Below are 13813 nucleotides of genomic sequence, written 5' to 3'. Positions count from 1 at the left end.
CATGCGTTTTGCCGTTCTCGGCAGCGGTAGCCAAGGGAACGGCACGCTGATCGCCAGTGCTGATACGTACGTGCTGGTGGATTGTGGTTTTTCCCTGCGGGAAACCGAAAAACGCCTGTTGCGCCTGGGTGTTCACCCGGCGCAACTGAGCGCGATACTCGTGACCCACGAACATGCCGACCACGTGCATGGCGTGGGTTTGCTGTCTCGGCGCTACAATCTGCCGGTCTACCTCAGTCGCGGCACACTGCGCGGGATGCGCAAACCGCTCGAGCCGGCAGGCTTTCTGGCCGGTGGCGAGCAGCTGCAAATCGGTGCGCTGAACGTCGGGGTCATTGCCGTGGCCCATGATGCGCAGGAGCCGACCCAGTATGTCTTCAGCGATCAGGAACAGCGGCGCTTCGGCTTGCTCACCGACCTGGGATCGTACTGCGAGCGGGTGCTGGACAATTACCGGGACCTCGATGCATTGATGATCGAGTCCAACCATTGCCGCGACATGCTGGCGCGCGGTCATTATCCGTACTTTCTCAAGCAACGGGTGGGCGGTGAGCTGGGACATTTGAACAACCATCAGGCGGCATTCCTGGTGGCCGAGTTGGGCTGGCAGGGCTTGCAACACCTGGTCCTGGCCCATCTGAGCAGCAAGAACAACCTGCCGCAGCTGGCCCGGCAATGTTTTGTCGACACCCTCGGGTGCGACCCGGACTGGCTGCAACTGGCCGATCAAGATTCAGGGCTCGACTGGCGCCACATCGCCTAGCCCACCTACTTAGCAAGCGGAGCCCATCATGGAAAAACGTGAAGAACTCTACCGCGGCAAAGCCAAATCGGTTTACAAGACCGACGACGCTGACCGCTTGATCCTGCTGTTTCGCAACGACACCTCGGCGTTCGACGGCAAGCGCATCGAGCAACTCGACCGCAAAGGCATGGTCAACAACAAGTTCAACGCCTTCATCATGCAGAAACTCGAAGCGGCCGGCATCCCGACCCAATTCGACAAACTGCTGGCTGACAACGAAGTCCTGGTGAAAAAACTCGACATGATCCCGGTCGAGTGCGTCGTGCGTAACTACGCCGCTGGTAGCCTGGTCAAGCGTCTGGGCGTCGAAGAAGGCATGAAGCTCAATCCATACACCTTCGAACTGTTCCTCAAGGACGACGCCAAGGGCGACCCGTTCATCAACGAATCCCACGTCGTGGCATTCGGTTGGGGCACCGCCGAGCAACTGGCGCGCATGAAAGAATTGTCGCTGAAGGTCAACGAAGTACTGACCAAGCTGTTCGACGACGCAGGTCTGCTGCTGGTCGACTTCAAGCTTGAATTCGGCGTGTTCAGCGACGGCTCCATCGTCCTCGGCGACGAGTTCAGCCCGGACGGCTGCCGTCTGTGGGACAAGGACACTATGAAGAAGATGGACAAGGACCGCTTCCGCCAGGGCCTCGGTGATGTCATCGAAGCCTACGAAGAAGTCGCCAATCGTCTGGGTGTACCGCTTTAATCGACGCAAGCATCTGATAGCACGAAGAAAATTTCGAAAGAGGGTTTGCTTTCGGTAAAAGTGTTGTTATGATGCGCGCCGTTGGAGAGATGCCAGAGTGGCCGAATGGGACGGATTCGAAATCCGTTGTACCTTCACCGGTACCTAGGGTTCGAATCCCTATCTCTCCGCCATTATTGAACAAGACGAAGCCCCCGTAATCATTGATGATTACGGGGGCTTTTTCGTTTCCGGACTTTCGTTTAGGGCATTTTAAGGGCAAAAAAATGACATCATGAGGGTGCTCTAGGCCTGTGTATGCTTCAGCCAATTTCGAAAGTGTGCTGTTGGGTTTGCGCTAATGGCGAGGGCGCGCGCGAGATATTGGAGCCTATCAGGGAGTTAAGTATGTGGGTTTGGCAGGAAGCACGAGAGCGTTGGCTGCTGGTGGCAGTGGTATAAACCTCAGGTTGCCTTTGTGGCAGTTTTTGGAAGGCGGAGCTATTGCCGCATTTCTATGTGCAGACGCAACGATCAGTGTCACCAGCGATCTGCTTGTCGGACTCATATCCGCATATGCCGATTCTTCTACCTGCAGCACCATGTCTTCGCCGGCAAGGTCTCGGGGCAGGCGTTCGGCACGGCGACGACTGCCCCAGCCATTAACCTGCTGCGGATCGAGGAAAACCTCTCAGTCGCTTGGTAACGACTGTCCGGCACCTACGTCGAAAATCTCCCTTGGCTTGAATGCGCTGAACGTTACGACCGCGTCCACACCTTCCACTACATGGACCCGCCTTACTGGCAGACAGCCAGTTACGGCGTGGACTTTCCGTTCGAGAACTACAAGCGGATGGCCGACTTCATGCGCCGCTGCAAAGGCAAGGTGATGATCAGCATCAACGACCATCCGGATATCCGCCTTGTGTTCGATGGTTTCCATTTCGAAACCTTAGACATCCGCTACACCACAACCAACCAACCAACCAACCAACCAACCAACCAACCAGCGGCAAGGCAAAGCAGAGATGAGCGGTGAGCGGGTGATCATGAACTGGGCGCCAGAATCGTTGGGCGGCTTGTTCTGATCATCATGACGCGAATGGCATTCCGATGGCCTGGTTATCCAAGTGGTATTTTCGATGAACAGGGTGAGGCTGCTTTCTTAATCTGGAAATTCATATGGTGGATATCACGGGCTATTCGCTTGGTCGACAGTGCCTCTTGGAGGCGATCATATTCATTGTGGCCTCGTCACGCCGCCCAGCAGGGCTACGCTCTTAACGTCGTCAAAACGTGCAGTGGGCTTTGTGCCAATTACTGAACTAGCGCAACAAGTAGCGATCCGTCCCTTGCTGCCCCAAGAAAAAGCTTGCTGTGCTCATGAAATTTATCTGAGGTGGAATACGACCTCAGGAGATACTCTCAGAGAAAGCCAAGACGTCGATAGATGGCGCGTTTAGGAATACAGGCATTGAGGAAGAAGCATGTTGAATGTTGACGAGTTCCCCGCGGACAGTGGGCAACCCACTGAGTACGAGAGTCTGATCACCAGGGGGCCCCATTCGCTCGATGCCATTCCGGGGGCAATCTACTTGTGTGACCGCAACGGATGGCTCGTCAGCTTCAACAGCGAAGCGGTCAATCTGTGGGGAAGAACACCTGCCCTAGGTGAGAATGGGGACCGTTTTTGCGGCTCGTACCGGCTCTACACGACAAACGGCACGCCATTAGCTGTTGACGAATGTCCCATGGCTTCCACCCTCATCAAAGGCCTAAATTCGCGTAACCAGGAGGTTTTGATCGAGCGCCCGGACGGATCACGCTTTGTAGCGCTCATGAACATCCGCACCCTTAGAGACCAGCGTGGGGAAATCCAAGGTGCGATCAATTGCTTTCAGGACGTCTCGGCGCACCACGCAATAGCCGAAGAACTGCGACGCCAAGGCTCCGATCTTGAAGACTTTTTCGAAAACAGCGCCGTCGGCCTTCATATTGTCAGCGGCGAGGGCATTATCCTGCGGGCCAATAAAGCGGAGTTGTCGCTGCTGGGTTATTCCCCGAACGAGTACATTGGCCGTCACATCACCGATTTTCATGTTGACGAGCCGGTAATCGGAGACATCCTCAATAAACTCAGTAGCGGTGATTGCCTGAAAAGTTATCCGGCGCGTCTGAGGGCTAAGGACGGCACCATCAAACATGTCGCGATTACCTCTAACGGGCGATTTGAAGACGGTAAGTTCTTCAACACACGTTGCTTCACTGTTGATGTGACGCGCGTGCATGAGGCTGAAGTTGAGCGCCAGGAGAGCGATGATCGGCTTGCGGCTACCTACGAGGCGGCGACCATCGGAATTGCTGAGGCGGGAGAGGATGGCCGCCTGCTCCGGGTGAACGATGCCCTTTGTACCATGCTAGGTCGCTCTCGCGAGCAGCTGCTGGCGATGACCTTTTTTGACTATACCCATCCGGACAGTGTTGAGCAGGATAGAGAGTTATATGCACGGCAGGTGGCAGGTAACCTGGACAACTACGTGTTGCGCAAAAGGGCCATGAAGCTCGATGGCCAGCCGCTTTATCTCGATATTCATAGCTCGTCGGTAAGGGCTCCTGACGGCAGGTTCCGCTATGGTGTGCGCGTCATCCAGGATGTGACGCTGGCCCGAAAAACGGAAAACCGGTTGCGAGAAAGCGAGCGTCACATGCGCAATTTACTAGAAGCGCTGCCGGCGGCCACCTACACTACTGACGCTGAGGGGCGCATCACATTCTATAACCGTGCGGCAGTCGAGTTGTCGGGGCGAACGCCGCAACTGGGCGAATTATGGTGCGTAACCTGGAAATTGTTCAACACCGATGGCTCCTATCTTCCTCACGACCAATGCCCCATGGCCGTAGCTCTTAAGGAAAATCGGCCGATTCGGGGCGTTGAGGCCATAGCAGAGCGTCCGGATGGCACACGTGTGCCATTTACGCCTTATCCGACCCCCCTCCATGATGCCGACGGAAACCTTGTCGGTGCCATTAACATGCTTGTGGATATCACCGAGCGTAAGCAAGCAGAAGACCGACAAAAAAACCTGATCGACGAGCTGAATCATCGAGTCAAGAACACGCTGACTACGGTTCAGTCCCTAGCGGCGCAAACAGCGCGCAACGCGAAGGATGCCAATGATGGGTACACACGGTTCGAAGCCCGGTTGCTCGCATTGTCGCGTGCTCACGATCTGCTGACTAAGCGGCATTGGGGCCTTACCCCGCTGGATCTGCTAGCCCATGAAGTGTTGATGCCGATATTTGGCCAAGAGCCCGGCCGCGTCGTGATCACTGGTGATGCCTTCAACGTTGACAGTCGCGTCGCACTGAACCTCACCATGACGCTCAATGAGCTGGCAATCAACGCCCTTAAATACGGAGCGATGTCCACCGAGAGGGGGACACTTTCGGTGAGGTGGAGCGTGCAACCCAAACCGAACGGAGCTCTACTCAGCCTGGACTGGCGTGAACAGGGTGGTCCCCCCGTGTTCACGCCTGAGCGAGAAGGATTGGGTTCGCGGTTGATGAAGCGTTGCATCGAGCGTGATCTAGGCGGTTCTTTTGAACTCGACTTCTCCCGTGAGGGCGTTCGCTGCCGGTTCTCGTTCACACTCGCTGGGGATTCATCATGATCTCTATCAAAGGAATAAAGGTGCTTCTGGTTGAAGACGAAGGCGCCATTGCCATGTTGATCGAGGAGATGCTCGAGGAATGGGAGTGCACGGTGGTCGCCTCCGTGGCCCGACTAGCGGAGGCTCTGCAGGCGGCAAGTGTGGTGGATGTAGATTTGGCGATTCTCGACGTAAACCTGGCTGGAGAGCGCGTTTTCCCGGCAGCTCGGACTCTGCGTGCGCGCAACATCCCTTTCTTGTTCAGTACGGGCTACGGCGCTAGCGGCCTGCCGGAAGAGTTTGCGGATTGTCCGGTCCTGCATAAGCCGTTTTCGGACATCGATCTTCGGTCAAGAATTGCACTAACGCTGAAATATTAGTTCAGTAAAGCTCTTTTGCTTGTGTCTGATCATTGGAAGGGGGGGGCGGCAGCAAGAGGAGATGTTTAATTCGACACTGGGTGAGACCCGCATACGCATAGACGAAAGTGAGAGCCAGGCGCGCAGTATCGGTCGTGAATGCCTTCATTGGATGACAAAAGCCGGTATCGGCCGTACGCGGCGTCCGCACATCTGACCTATACAAACCGATAGACGATGATTCCGGTCGACACTCCGCATTGAACTCGCTTTTTTCTGGCGCAATCCATTGGTCATCGAGAGCCTGGGAACCGGTCGTCCCGTAAAAATCCTGTGACCTTGTCTGCCATTACGCAAGGATTCGCTCCGTTACCCGATACGGATAAAAGCCCTGCAGACGATTATGTGTCTGCAGGGCTTCCTGGTTTTACGAGAACGAATTCCTGTCAGGCCGAGGCTTCAAATCTCCTTCACCGGCGTCTCTCCCTGTACCGCCTTGATCAACCCGATCACGTGAAGACAATCCGCCTTGTTCACATAAGACTCGCCGCTGGCGATGGTCTCGTGGTTGCCTGCTCTCAGCCTCCAGCGCCATTGTCCCTGGCCGGTGCGGGGGGTGCCTCTGGATTGCCTGTAAATCTCGAAATACATTCAGTTCGCTCCATGCGATTTAGATGTGCGTCAGTGGGTGTGGCGCATCGTCGCAAGCCTAGCGCAGACGGTTTTTTTGGCTATCGGACATTTGTTTCCAATCGTTGGCGGATGTTTCCGAGGGGCGCGGAATAGAGCGGGAGATAGGCGTCCGGATTGGCCGATATGCCGCTGTTTGCTTGTTGCAACGCTGCAAGCGCTACTGCTTAATACGGGACGGCTCATGGCGTCGAAACTGATCGGCGACCGACAAACACTATAAAAAAAGAGCACTCCCTTTGACTGAGCACGGAACGCAACAGGCCGGGCAGGTGACGTTATCGCTGGTGGTCCCGGTTTTCAACGAAGAGGACAGCCTCGACACCTTTCTGCGGCGGATCAATGAAGTCTTCCAGCGGCAACCGTTGATCGACCTCGAGCTGGTCTTCGTCAATGACGGCAGCACCGATGCCACCCTTGAGCGTCTGCTCGGGCATCAGCGACAGGACCCGCGCCTGCGCATCGTTGATTTGAGTCGCAACTTCGGTAAAGAGGCGGCGTTGTCTGCCGGTCTGCAGATCGCGGGCGGGCAGATTGTCGTGCCGATCGATGCAGATTTGCAGGATCCGCCGGAAGTCATCCTGCCAATGATCGAGCGTTGGCGCGAAGGTTATGAAGTCGTGCTGGGGCATCGGGTCAGTCGCCGCAGCGACACCTGGGCCAAACAGACCTCGGCGCATTGGTTCTATCGCCTGCACAACCGGATCGCTGAGCAGCCATTACCCGAAAATGTCGGCGATTTTCGTCTGATGGATCGCTGCGTGGTCGATGCCTTGCTGACGCTGCCCGAATCCCGGCGCTTCATGAAGGGCTTGTTCGCCTGGGTCGGTTTTCGCACTACGCACGTCGATTACGAACGCCCCGAGCGCGTGGCGGGGCAGAGCAAATTCAATGGCTGGCGGCTATGGAATTTCGCGCTTGAAGGCATCACCAGCTTCAGCACCGAACCGCTGCGCGTCTGGACGTATGTGGGCGCGGCGGTGTCGCTCGTATCGTTTGCCTTCGCCATTTTCATTGTTTTACGCACGTTGATTCATGGCGTCGACATGCCTGGTTACGCCTCGCTGATGGTTGCGGTGACGTTTCTCGGCGGCTTGCAATTGATCGGCATCGGCGTGCTCGGTGAGTACCTGGGCCGCACCTATATCGAATCCAAACGCCGGCCGGTTTTTCTGGTGCGTCGCGTCTACGACCCCAAGGACTGACACATGGATCTCAAGGAAACCGACATCCTCGGCGACAGCATCGATGAGCATTGGTATTACAGCTCCAAGGCCGCGGCCACCCGACGCTTGCTTGGCGACGGGCCGATCCAGCGAATTCTCGATGTGGGCGCCGGCTCGGGTTTCTTCTCGCACCACCTGTTGACCCACACCCTGGCGCGCGAGGCGTGGTGCGTCGACATCAGTTACCCTGCCGATTCCAGCGGTACTGCCGCTGGCAAACCGGTGCATTATCGCCGCGACATCGACCACGTCGACGCCGATCTGGTGCTGCTGATGGACGTGCTCGAACATGTCGACGACGACCTCGGCCTGCTCAAGATGTACGTCGACAAAGTGCCGTCAGGCAGCCGCTTTCTGATGACCGTGCCGGCATTCCAGTTCTTGTGGAGCGGTCACGACGACTTTCTCGAACACAAGCGCCGCTACACCCTGGCGCAGTTCGAAACCCTGGCGCGCGATGCCGGGTTGACCATGCAGCGCGGTGCCTATTATTTCGGCGCGGTGTTCCCGATTGCTGCAGCGTTGCGTTTGCTGCCGCAGGGCGCTCAGGCGCAACCGCCGCGCTCGCAACTCAAGCGTCACCACCCGCTGGTCAATACCGTGCTCAAGACGCTTTGCAGCCTTGAGTTGCCGCTGATGGGCATGAATCGTCTGGCGGGTCTGAGCGTATTTGTACTGGCGCAGAAACCGTGACCCCAAGCGAAAGAGCCGCGTTTATCCAGCGTGGCGTGCGCTTTGCCGTGACCGGTTTGTTCGTCACGGCGTTGCATGCGTTGGTCGCGATCGGGTTCATCAACTTCATCAGTCCTTTGCCGCCCTTGGCCAACGGCGTGGCGTTCGCCGTGGCAACGGTCATGTCGTATGTGATCAACACCACCTGGAGCTTTTCGGCGCGGTTACATGGCCGAACGCTGCTGCGGTTTCTGCTGGTGTCGGTCGGCGGATTTTTCCTCGCCATGTTGGTCGCCTGGGCGGCGCAAATGGCGGGGCTGCATTATTTGCTGGGCATCGTAGCGGTAGCGCTGACGATTCCGGCTTTCACGTTTGTGCTGCATAACTTCTGGACGTACCGATGAGGGAATTGAACAAGCATCCGGCCCTCGCGCTTTTGCCTGTATTGCTGGGTGTGCTGGCGTTTTTGCTGGTGATCGGCCCGCATGTGCTGGACCCGCAGAACATCGCCTGGCTCAAGGACGGCGACCCGGCAACGCATTACCTGGGCTGGGTAAATTTCCGTCATGGCCCGTGGACATTTCCGCTCGGGCTCAATCCGTCTTATGGACTGGAGCTGGGCAGTGCGGTGATTTTTTCCGATTCCAATCCGCTACTGGCAATACTGTTCAAAACTGTCGATGGCTGGTTGCCCGAGACGTTTCAGTATTTCGGCTTATGGTTGCTGGCCTGTTTTGTCTTGCAGGCCTGGTTCGGCTGGAAACTGCTCGGCCTCATCACCGATAACGCCGCGCTGCGCCTGTTGGGTTGCGGATTATTGGTGTTTTCGCCGCCGATGTTTCTGCGAGCCGGGGGGCATCTTTCCCTTGTCGCGCACTTTCTGATTCTCGCCGCGTTGTATCTGGCTTTGCATCCGGCACTTGAGCGGCGTCGCCTGGCCTGGGGGACCTTGCTCGGCGCGACGGCGTTGGTGCATGCCTATTTATTAGTGATGGTGGCGTTGATCTGGGTGGCTGACCTGTTCGGTAAAGTCATGGCCGGCAAGCTGAGTCGGCGTCGGGGGCTGATCGAGTTCGGTGGCGTGTTTGCGCTGGTCAGCGTGTGTTGCTGGCAGGCGGGTTATTTCAGCATCGTCGATGGGGCGGGCGGCGGTGGTTTCGGCTGGTATCGGATGAACCTGCTGGCCCTGTTCGATGCGGACAGCTGGTCGTACGTGTTGCCGGGCTTCGCCAAGCGTGGTGGCGACTATGAAGGTTTCAACTATCTGGGCCTCGGTGTGTTGATGCTGTTGCCGTTGGCAACGATTGCACTGTGGCGAAGCAAGATCAGGCTGAAGTCGATACTGCTGCGTTGGCCATGGCTGCTGTTGGCAATGGTCGGGCTGACCGTGTTTGCGCTGTCCAATCAAATCGGCGTTGGCGCATACACCTTCAGTTATCCGCTGCCGAAAACCATCGAGGGGTTGGCGAGCATTTTCCGCGCTTCGGGACGGATGTTCTGGCCGGTCTTCTACACCTTGGTATTGCTGGTGATCTATCTGGTAGTGCGCGGCTATCGAGCGCCCATTGCCATCGGCTTGCTCGCCGTGGCGCTGGCCGTGCAAATCGCCGACACGAGCATTGCCTGGCAGGGGCTGCGCGCGAGCAAAATGTTGCCAGCGTCCTCGGTGTGGACCAGCCCGATGCGCGACCCGTTCTGGGAAAGCGCCGCAGCCCACTACAAATACATCCGCGCCCTGATGCCGAAAAACCAGTCAGACCAATGGCAGCCAATTGCCTGGTTTGCCGCAACGCATGGCTTGAGCACCGATGCCGTGTATATGGGACGCATGAGCCCCAACGCACTCGACCACGCTCAACGCGATGCACAACGCCGGCTGACGTCCGGAGAATATGCGGCCGATTCGCTGTACATCCTCGACGATGACGCGCTGGATCTGGCGGTGAAGAGTGTGCGCAGCGAGACCGACCTGCTGACCCGCGTCGACGACTTTGTCGTGCTGGCACCGGGCTGGAAGCGTTGCGAGCAATGCCTGCCAATGGTCGATGAGGGGCGCTCGATGTCGGCGCTGCCCTTGAGCCAACCGGGACTGGTGCAACTGTTCAATCGCAAGAGCCGACAGTTGCTCAACGGCTGGGCCGCGCCGGAAAGCTGGGGGACCTGGAGTGAAGGGCAGGAGGCGCAAATCGCTGTGCGTGTCGCGCCACAGAGTACTGCGATCGTCATGGACGTGCTGGCGTTCGTCATGCCGCCCCGGTTGACTCAACGGGTGATCGTCAGCATCGACGGGGTCGAGGCCTTGTCGACGCGCCTGACTCAGGTGCAAGACAACGTGTTGGAAATTCCGCTCAGCGCGGTGGTCCAGGACAAGGTGAAGGACGGCCAGCCGTTAATCCTGCAAATCCACTTGCCGGATGCGACCAGCCCGCGAAAGCTCGGCTTGAACGATGACGCGCGCGTGATGGGGCTGGGCCTGAAATCGCTGAGCGTTCGTTGAATCTGCGGTAACTGCGCAAACGTTGATGGACGTCGGGCTCGGCGTCTTTCTACACTGCCCGCATTCCGGGGAGCAGGGGGCAAGGGATGAACCGCAATGAACTTCGCAAGGCCGATATCAACCTCATGGTGGTGTTCGAGACCTTGATGCTCGAACGCAACGTGACCCGGGCGGCGGAAAAACTGTTTCTCGGCCAGCCGACCATCAGTTCGGCACTCAACCGCCTGCGCACGATGCTCAACGACCCGCTGTTCATCCGCGTCGGCCACCGCATGGAACCGACGGCCCGCGCCGAAGATATCTTTCGTCATTTGAAACCGGCGCTGGATTCGCTGTCGGTGGCGCTGAGCCTGACCCGCGATTTTGACCCGGCCGTGAGCACCATGACCTTTCGCATCGGCCTGTCCGATGACGTCGAGTTCGGCCTGCTGCCACCGCTGTTGCGCGCGCTGCGCCAGGAAGCGCCGAACGTGGTGTTTGTGGTGCAACATGCCGATTACTGGCGGATTCCCGATCTGCTCGCGGCGGGCGATATCACCGTTGGCATCAGCCAGACCCGCGGCCTGCCAGCCAATGCCAAGCGCAAATTGCTGCGGCACATTCAGCCGAGCATTCTGCGCGCCGACGCCAGCGATACACCGCTGACTCTGGATGAATATTGCGCGCGTCCGCATGTACTGGTTTCGCACACGGCCAATGTCAGTGGCTACGCCGATGAGTGGCTGGCGGAGCTGGGTCGCACGCGCCAGGTCGTATTGTCGGTGCCGCAATACAGTGCGTTGCCGGCGCTGCTGGCCGGCACGGACCTGATCGCCAGCCTGCCGGATTACACTGCGGCGGCGATGGCTGCGTCTGGATTGCTGTTCCAGGAACCGTTTCCGTTCAAGACGCCGATGCTGGACCTGTCGATGGTCTGGCTCAGCCACGTCGACAGCGATCCGGCCGAGCGCTGGTTGCGTTCGCGGCTGGAAGCCTTCATGAGCGAACGGCCACAAAACCCGCTCTGATAAACATATCCCTTTACGAGTGAGCCTGCTCGCGATTGCGGTGTGTCATTCAGCATAAGTGTTGCCTGACACACCGCTATCGCGAGCAGGCTCACTCCTACAAAAAGCCTGGGTGCGACTGTGGTATATGTACCGCCCTACGCCCCACTGACCGGAGACTTTCAATGCCCCATCTGCACATGGAATACACCGCCAACCTGCCGCTGAACGCCGATGTTGCATTGATCCGGCTCAACAACACTTTGGTGGGCTCCGGTCAGTTTGCTGCCGAGTTCGATATCAAGGGCCGTGCGGTCAAGGTCGCGACATTCAAGGTCGGTACCGCGCTCGCCGAGCGTGCTTTCGTTCACGTCAAACTGGCATTGCTCAGTGGGCGTTCGCCGGAGATCAAGAAGCAGTTGTCGCAAAGTCTGCTGGCGGCGTTGCAGGACATCTGCGAATGGCCGGCCGGTGTCGAAGTGCAATTGTGCGTCGAACTGCTCGACATCGATCGCGAGTCCTACAGCAAAGCTGTGGTGGGCGTGTAGGACTCAGCTTGCATCGAGTTCGCTGCACACGTTGACCACCTGCTCGCGCAGCCAGACGTTGGCGCTGTCCTGATCGACGCTCTGGCACCACTGCATGTCGAGGGTGAAGCCGGGCAAGCCGTTCGGCGCCTCGCAGTGATTGAACACTGCCTCGTTGGTCAGTAGGCGCTGGATACGGCGGGGCAGGGTGAGGATGAAATCGGTGCCGGTAATCATCTTCAACGCCGCGCTGTAGCTGTTCGAGCGCGCGACGATCTGGCGTTTCTGCGCCTGCCGCGCCAGCCAGCCATCGACCATGTTGGTGGATGAAGTCCAGGGGGTCGGGAAAACGTGGCGGCGCTCGGTGAAGGCTTGCAGGCTCAAGCGCGGTTCCAGCGGTGTAGCGCGTTTGTCGAACACGCAAACCAGATCATCTTCCAGCAGCAGGCGTGATTTCAGGTCGTTGTGCTGGCGATGGAAGTTGGGGCCGAAGCTGATCACCAGATCGAGGCTGCCGTCTCGCAGTTCCTCTGCCGGGACGTCGGTCTCGAATTTGTGCATGTTGACCATCACCGGCAAATCGTCGAAGTCGAAGCGCTTCAACAGCCGCGGCAGGATCAGTTGCTCGAAATATTCCGGCGCGCAGATGTTGAAGGTGACGGCTTGCTGGCTCGGGTCGAACGTCGGGGCGCCGGCATGACAGAGGTTGATGCTTTCGATGATCTTCTGCACATGGCCGTACATGCTGCTGGCCTTGTAGGTCGGGCGCATGCCGGTGCGGGTGTTGATGAACAGTTCGTCTTCAAAACTGGTGCGCAGTTTTTTCAGGCAGTAACTGACGGTGGACTGGCTGACGAACAGGGTTTCCGACACATCGGTGACGCTGCTCTGCTCATACACGGCGACAAATACCATGAGGTCCTGCATGTCGAGCTTTCGAAGCAAGTTACTGTTCAGCATCCGTTCTGTCTCGCTGTGCTCCTTGCGCTGAAACCGCGCAAACGTGTGCGAACGATCCTAGCGGAACGATGGTGCCAGGAGAAAGCCCTGTAAGACATTTCACGGTCACATGTGGGACAGAAACTTTTAGCAACACGACGTTATCGATCAAAGCGGATAAAGCTGGCCAGAGGCCTTCAGCTCGCTGCTGAAAAGTGTCGGCGGTAGTGCCGCGGGTCGAAGCGCAACACCATCAGCAGCATCAGCGCCATGACTGCCGTCAGCGACCACCACGCCCATTCGAAGCTGCCCAGGCGGTCGCGGATCAACCCGGCCAGCATTGGCGAGAGCCCGGCAATCAGATATCCAATGCCCTGCACGAACGCCGTCAGGCCACCGGCTCGCTGCGGGTCGTCGAGGTGATCGAGCGCGACGATCAGGCTCATCGGAAACAAGCCACCGATGCCCAGACCCAGCAGGCACGGCCAGAGCAGGCTCAAATGCTGCGGACTGAGGACCAGTCCGCAGAACCCGGCAATGATCAGCGCCAGCAAGGCCACCAGGATTGCGCGTCGATCGCGGCTGCGGTTGGCGATAGCGGGAACGAGCAGGCCGGAAATGACCTCCATCGCTGTCAGAAAACCCAAAACCAGCCCGGCATTTTCTTCGCTCCAGCCTTGTTCAACGTAGTACGGAGCGAGCCAGGCGAGCACACAGGTGTAGGACGCAGTCCCTAGTCCGAAGAAAATCGCCAGTAACCAGGCACGACCGTTACTGGCGAAA

The 13813-nt window shown here is 58.0% G+C and carries 13 protein-coding genes, 1 tRNA gene and 1 pseudogene; 12 read left to right on the top strand and 3 right to left on the bottom strand.

Annotated elements, in window-relative coordinates:
• Position 1 precedes the first annotated feature (1 nt).
• The 6 genes and pseudogenes from ACYYKW_RS14615 to ACYYKW_RS14590 all read left to right on the top strand — a co-directional run bounded on the left by ACYYKW_RS14615 (position 2) and on the right by ACYYKW_RS14590 (position 5514).
• The gene (locus ACYYKW_RS14615) at positions 2-763 is read left to right on the top strand and encodes an MBL fold metallo-hydrolase (protein WP_090282212.1); all 762 of its coding nucleotides are present in this window, start codon (positions 2-4) and stop codon (positions 761-763) included.
• 28 nt (positions 764-791) lie between these two features.
• The gene (gene purC, locus ACYYKW_RS14610; RefSeq protein WP_093103787.1) at positions 792-1505 is read left to right on the top strand and encodes a phosphoribosylaminoimidazolesuccinocarboxamide synthase; all 714 of its coding nucleotides are present in this window, start codon (positions 792-794) and stop codon (positions 1503-1505) included.
• Between the two features lie 83 nt (positions 1506-1588).
• Positions 1589-1678: transfer RNA gene (locus ACYYKW_RS14605), tRNA-Ser, on the top strand.
• Between the two features lie 377 nt (positions 1679-2055).
• A pseudogene (locus ACYYKW_RS14600) lies at positions 2056-2572 on the top strand (DNA adenine methylase); the annotation flags it as partial.
• Between the two features lie 399 nt (positions 2573-2971).
• Positions 2972-5155, top strand: a complete 2184-nt coding sequence (locus ACYYKW_RS14595) for a PAS domain-containing sensor histidine kinase (RefSeq protein ID WP_464990428.1) — start codon at positions 2972-2974, stop codon at positions 5153-5155.
• Positions 5152-5514: a response regulator gene (locus ACYYKW_RS14590; protein ID WP_093103781.1), complete on the top strand. Its 363-nt coding sequence runs from the start codon at positions 5152-5154 to the stop codon at positions 5512-5514. Before ACYYKW_RS14595 ends, ACYYKW_RS14590 begins: the two co-directional genes overlap by 4 nt.
• A 438-nt stretch (positions 5515-5952) precedes the next feature.
• On the opposite strand, the gene ACYYKW_RS14585 is transcribed toward ACYYKW_RS14590, so the two are convergent.
• A complete protein-coding gene (locus tag ACYYKW_RS14585) occupies positions 5953-6144 on the bottom strand; it encodes a YegP family protein (RefSeq protein WP_090282215.1) in 192 nt (63 codons plus the stop codon).
• A gap of 278 nt (positions 6145-6422) precedes the next feature.
• Between ACYYKW_RS14585 and ACYYKW_RS14580 the strand changes: the two genes are divergently transcribed.
• From ACYYKW_RS14580 to ACYYKW_RS14555, 6 genes are all read left to right on the top strand, one after another.
• Positions 6423-7388: a glycosyltransferase family 2 protein gene (locus ACYYKW_RS14580; protein ID WP_464990427.1), complete on the top strand. Its 966-nt coding sequence runs from the start codon at positions 6423-6425 to the stop codon at positions 7386-7388.
• Positions 7389-7391: 3 nt separating this feature from the next.
• Positions 7392-8102, top strand: coding sequence for a class I SAM-dependent methyltransferase (locus ACYYKW_RS14575; RefSeq protein WP_464990426.1), 711 nt, complete (start codon positions 7392-7394; stop codon positions 8100-8102).
• A complete protein-coding gene (locus tag ACYYKW_RS14570) occupies positions 8099-8485 on the top strand; it encodes a GtrA family protein (RefSeq protein ID WP_093103772.1) in 387 nt (128 codons plus the stop codon). The genes ACYYKW_RS14575 and ACYYKW_RS14570 overlap by 4 nt, the downstream gene beginning before the upstream one ends.
• Positions 8482-10578 carry a DUF6311 domain-containing protein gene (locus ACYYKW_RS14565; protein WP_464990425.1) on the top strand — a complete coding sequence of 699 codons (2097 nt, stop codon included), beginning with the start codon at positions 8482-8484 and terminating at the stop codon, positions 10576-10578. The genes ACYYKW_RS14570 and ACYYKW_RS14565 overlap by 4 nt, the downstream gene beginning before the upstream one ends.
• Positions 10579-10664: 86 nt before the next feature.
• Positions 10665-11585 (top strand): LysR substrate-binding domain-containing protein, encoded by a 921-nt coding sequence (locus tag ACYYKW_RS14560; RefSeq protein WP_093103766.1) that lies wholly within the window; start codon positions 10665-10667, stop codon positions 11583-11585.
• Between the two features lie 164 nt (positions 11586-11749).
• Positions 11750-12112: a 5-carboxymethyl-2-hydroxymuconate Delta-isomerase gene (locus tag ACYYKW_RS14555; protein ID WP_093103762.1), complete on the top strand. Its 363-nt coding sequence runs from the start codon at positions 11750-11752 to the stop codon at positions 12110-12112.
• Between the two features lie 3 nt (positions 12113-12115).
• On the opposite strand, the gene ACYYKW_RS14550 is transcribed toward ACYYKW_RS14555, so the two are convergent.
• Positions 12116-13051 (bottom strand): LysR family transcriptional regulator, encoded by a 936-nt coding sequence (locus ACYYKW_RS14550; RefSeq protein WP_093103759.1) that lies wholly within the window; start codon positions 13049-13051, stop codon positions 12116-12118.
• Positions 13052-13227: 176 nt separating this feature from the next.
• Positions 13228-13813, bottom strand: a 586-nt coding sequence (locus ACYYKW_RS14545) for an MFS transporter (protein WP_464990424.1), incomplete at its 5' end; no start/stop codon positions are given.

The sequence above is a fragment of the Pseudomonas sp. 15C genome (assembly GCF_055484735.1).
Note: the sequence above shows the minus strand (reverse complement) of the source record. Positions and strands in the feature narration are given on the sequence as shown.

Excerpts from the sequence above, each read along its gene's own strand:
- ACYYKW_RS14565 (WP_464990425.1), top strand. The coding sequence starts at position 8,482 with ATGAGGGAATTGAACAAGCATCCGGCCCTCGCGCTTTTGCCTGTATTG.
- ACYYKW_RS14575 (WP_464990426.1), top strand. The coding sequence starts at position 7,392 with ATGGATCTCAAGGAAACCGACATCCTCGGCGACAGCATCGATGAGCAT.
- ACYYKW_RS14595 (WP_464990428.1), top strand. The coding sequence starts at position 2,972 with ATGTTGAATGTTGACGAGTTCCCCGCGGACAGTGGGCAACCCACTGAG.
- ACYYKW_RS14550 (WP_093103759.1), bottom strand. The coding sequence starts at position 13,051 with ATGCTGAACAGTAACTTGCTTCGAAAGCTCGACATGCAGGACCTCATG.
- ACYYKW_RS14590 (WP_093103781.1), top strand. The coding sequence starts at position 5,152 with ATGATCTCTATCAAAGGAATAAAGGTGCTTCTGGTTGAAGACGAAGGC.
- ACYYKW_RS14560 (WP_093103766.1), top strand. The coding sequence starts at position 10,665 with ATGAACCGCAATGAACTTCGCAAGGCCGATATCAACCTCATGGTGGTG.
- ACYYKW_RS14555 (WP_093103762.1), top strand. The coding sequence starts at position 11,750 with ATGCCCCATCTGCACATGGAATACACCGCCAACCTGCCGCTGAACGCC.
- purC (WP_093103787.1), top strand. The coding sequence starts at position 792 with ATGGAAAAACGTGAAGAACTCTACCGCGGCAAAGCCAAATCGGTTTAC.
- ACYYKW_RS14585 (WP_090282215.1), bottom strand. The coding sequence starts at position 6,144 with ATGTATTTCGAGATTTACAGGCAATCCAGAGGCACCCCCCGCACCGGC.
- ACYYKW_RS14615 (WP_090282212.1), top strand. The coding sequence starts at position 2 with ATGCGTTTTGCCGTTCTCGGCAGCGGTAGCCAAGGGAACGGCACGCTG.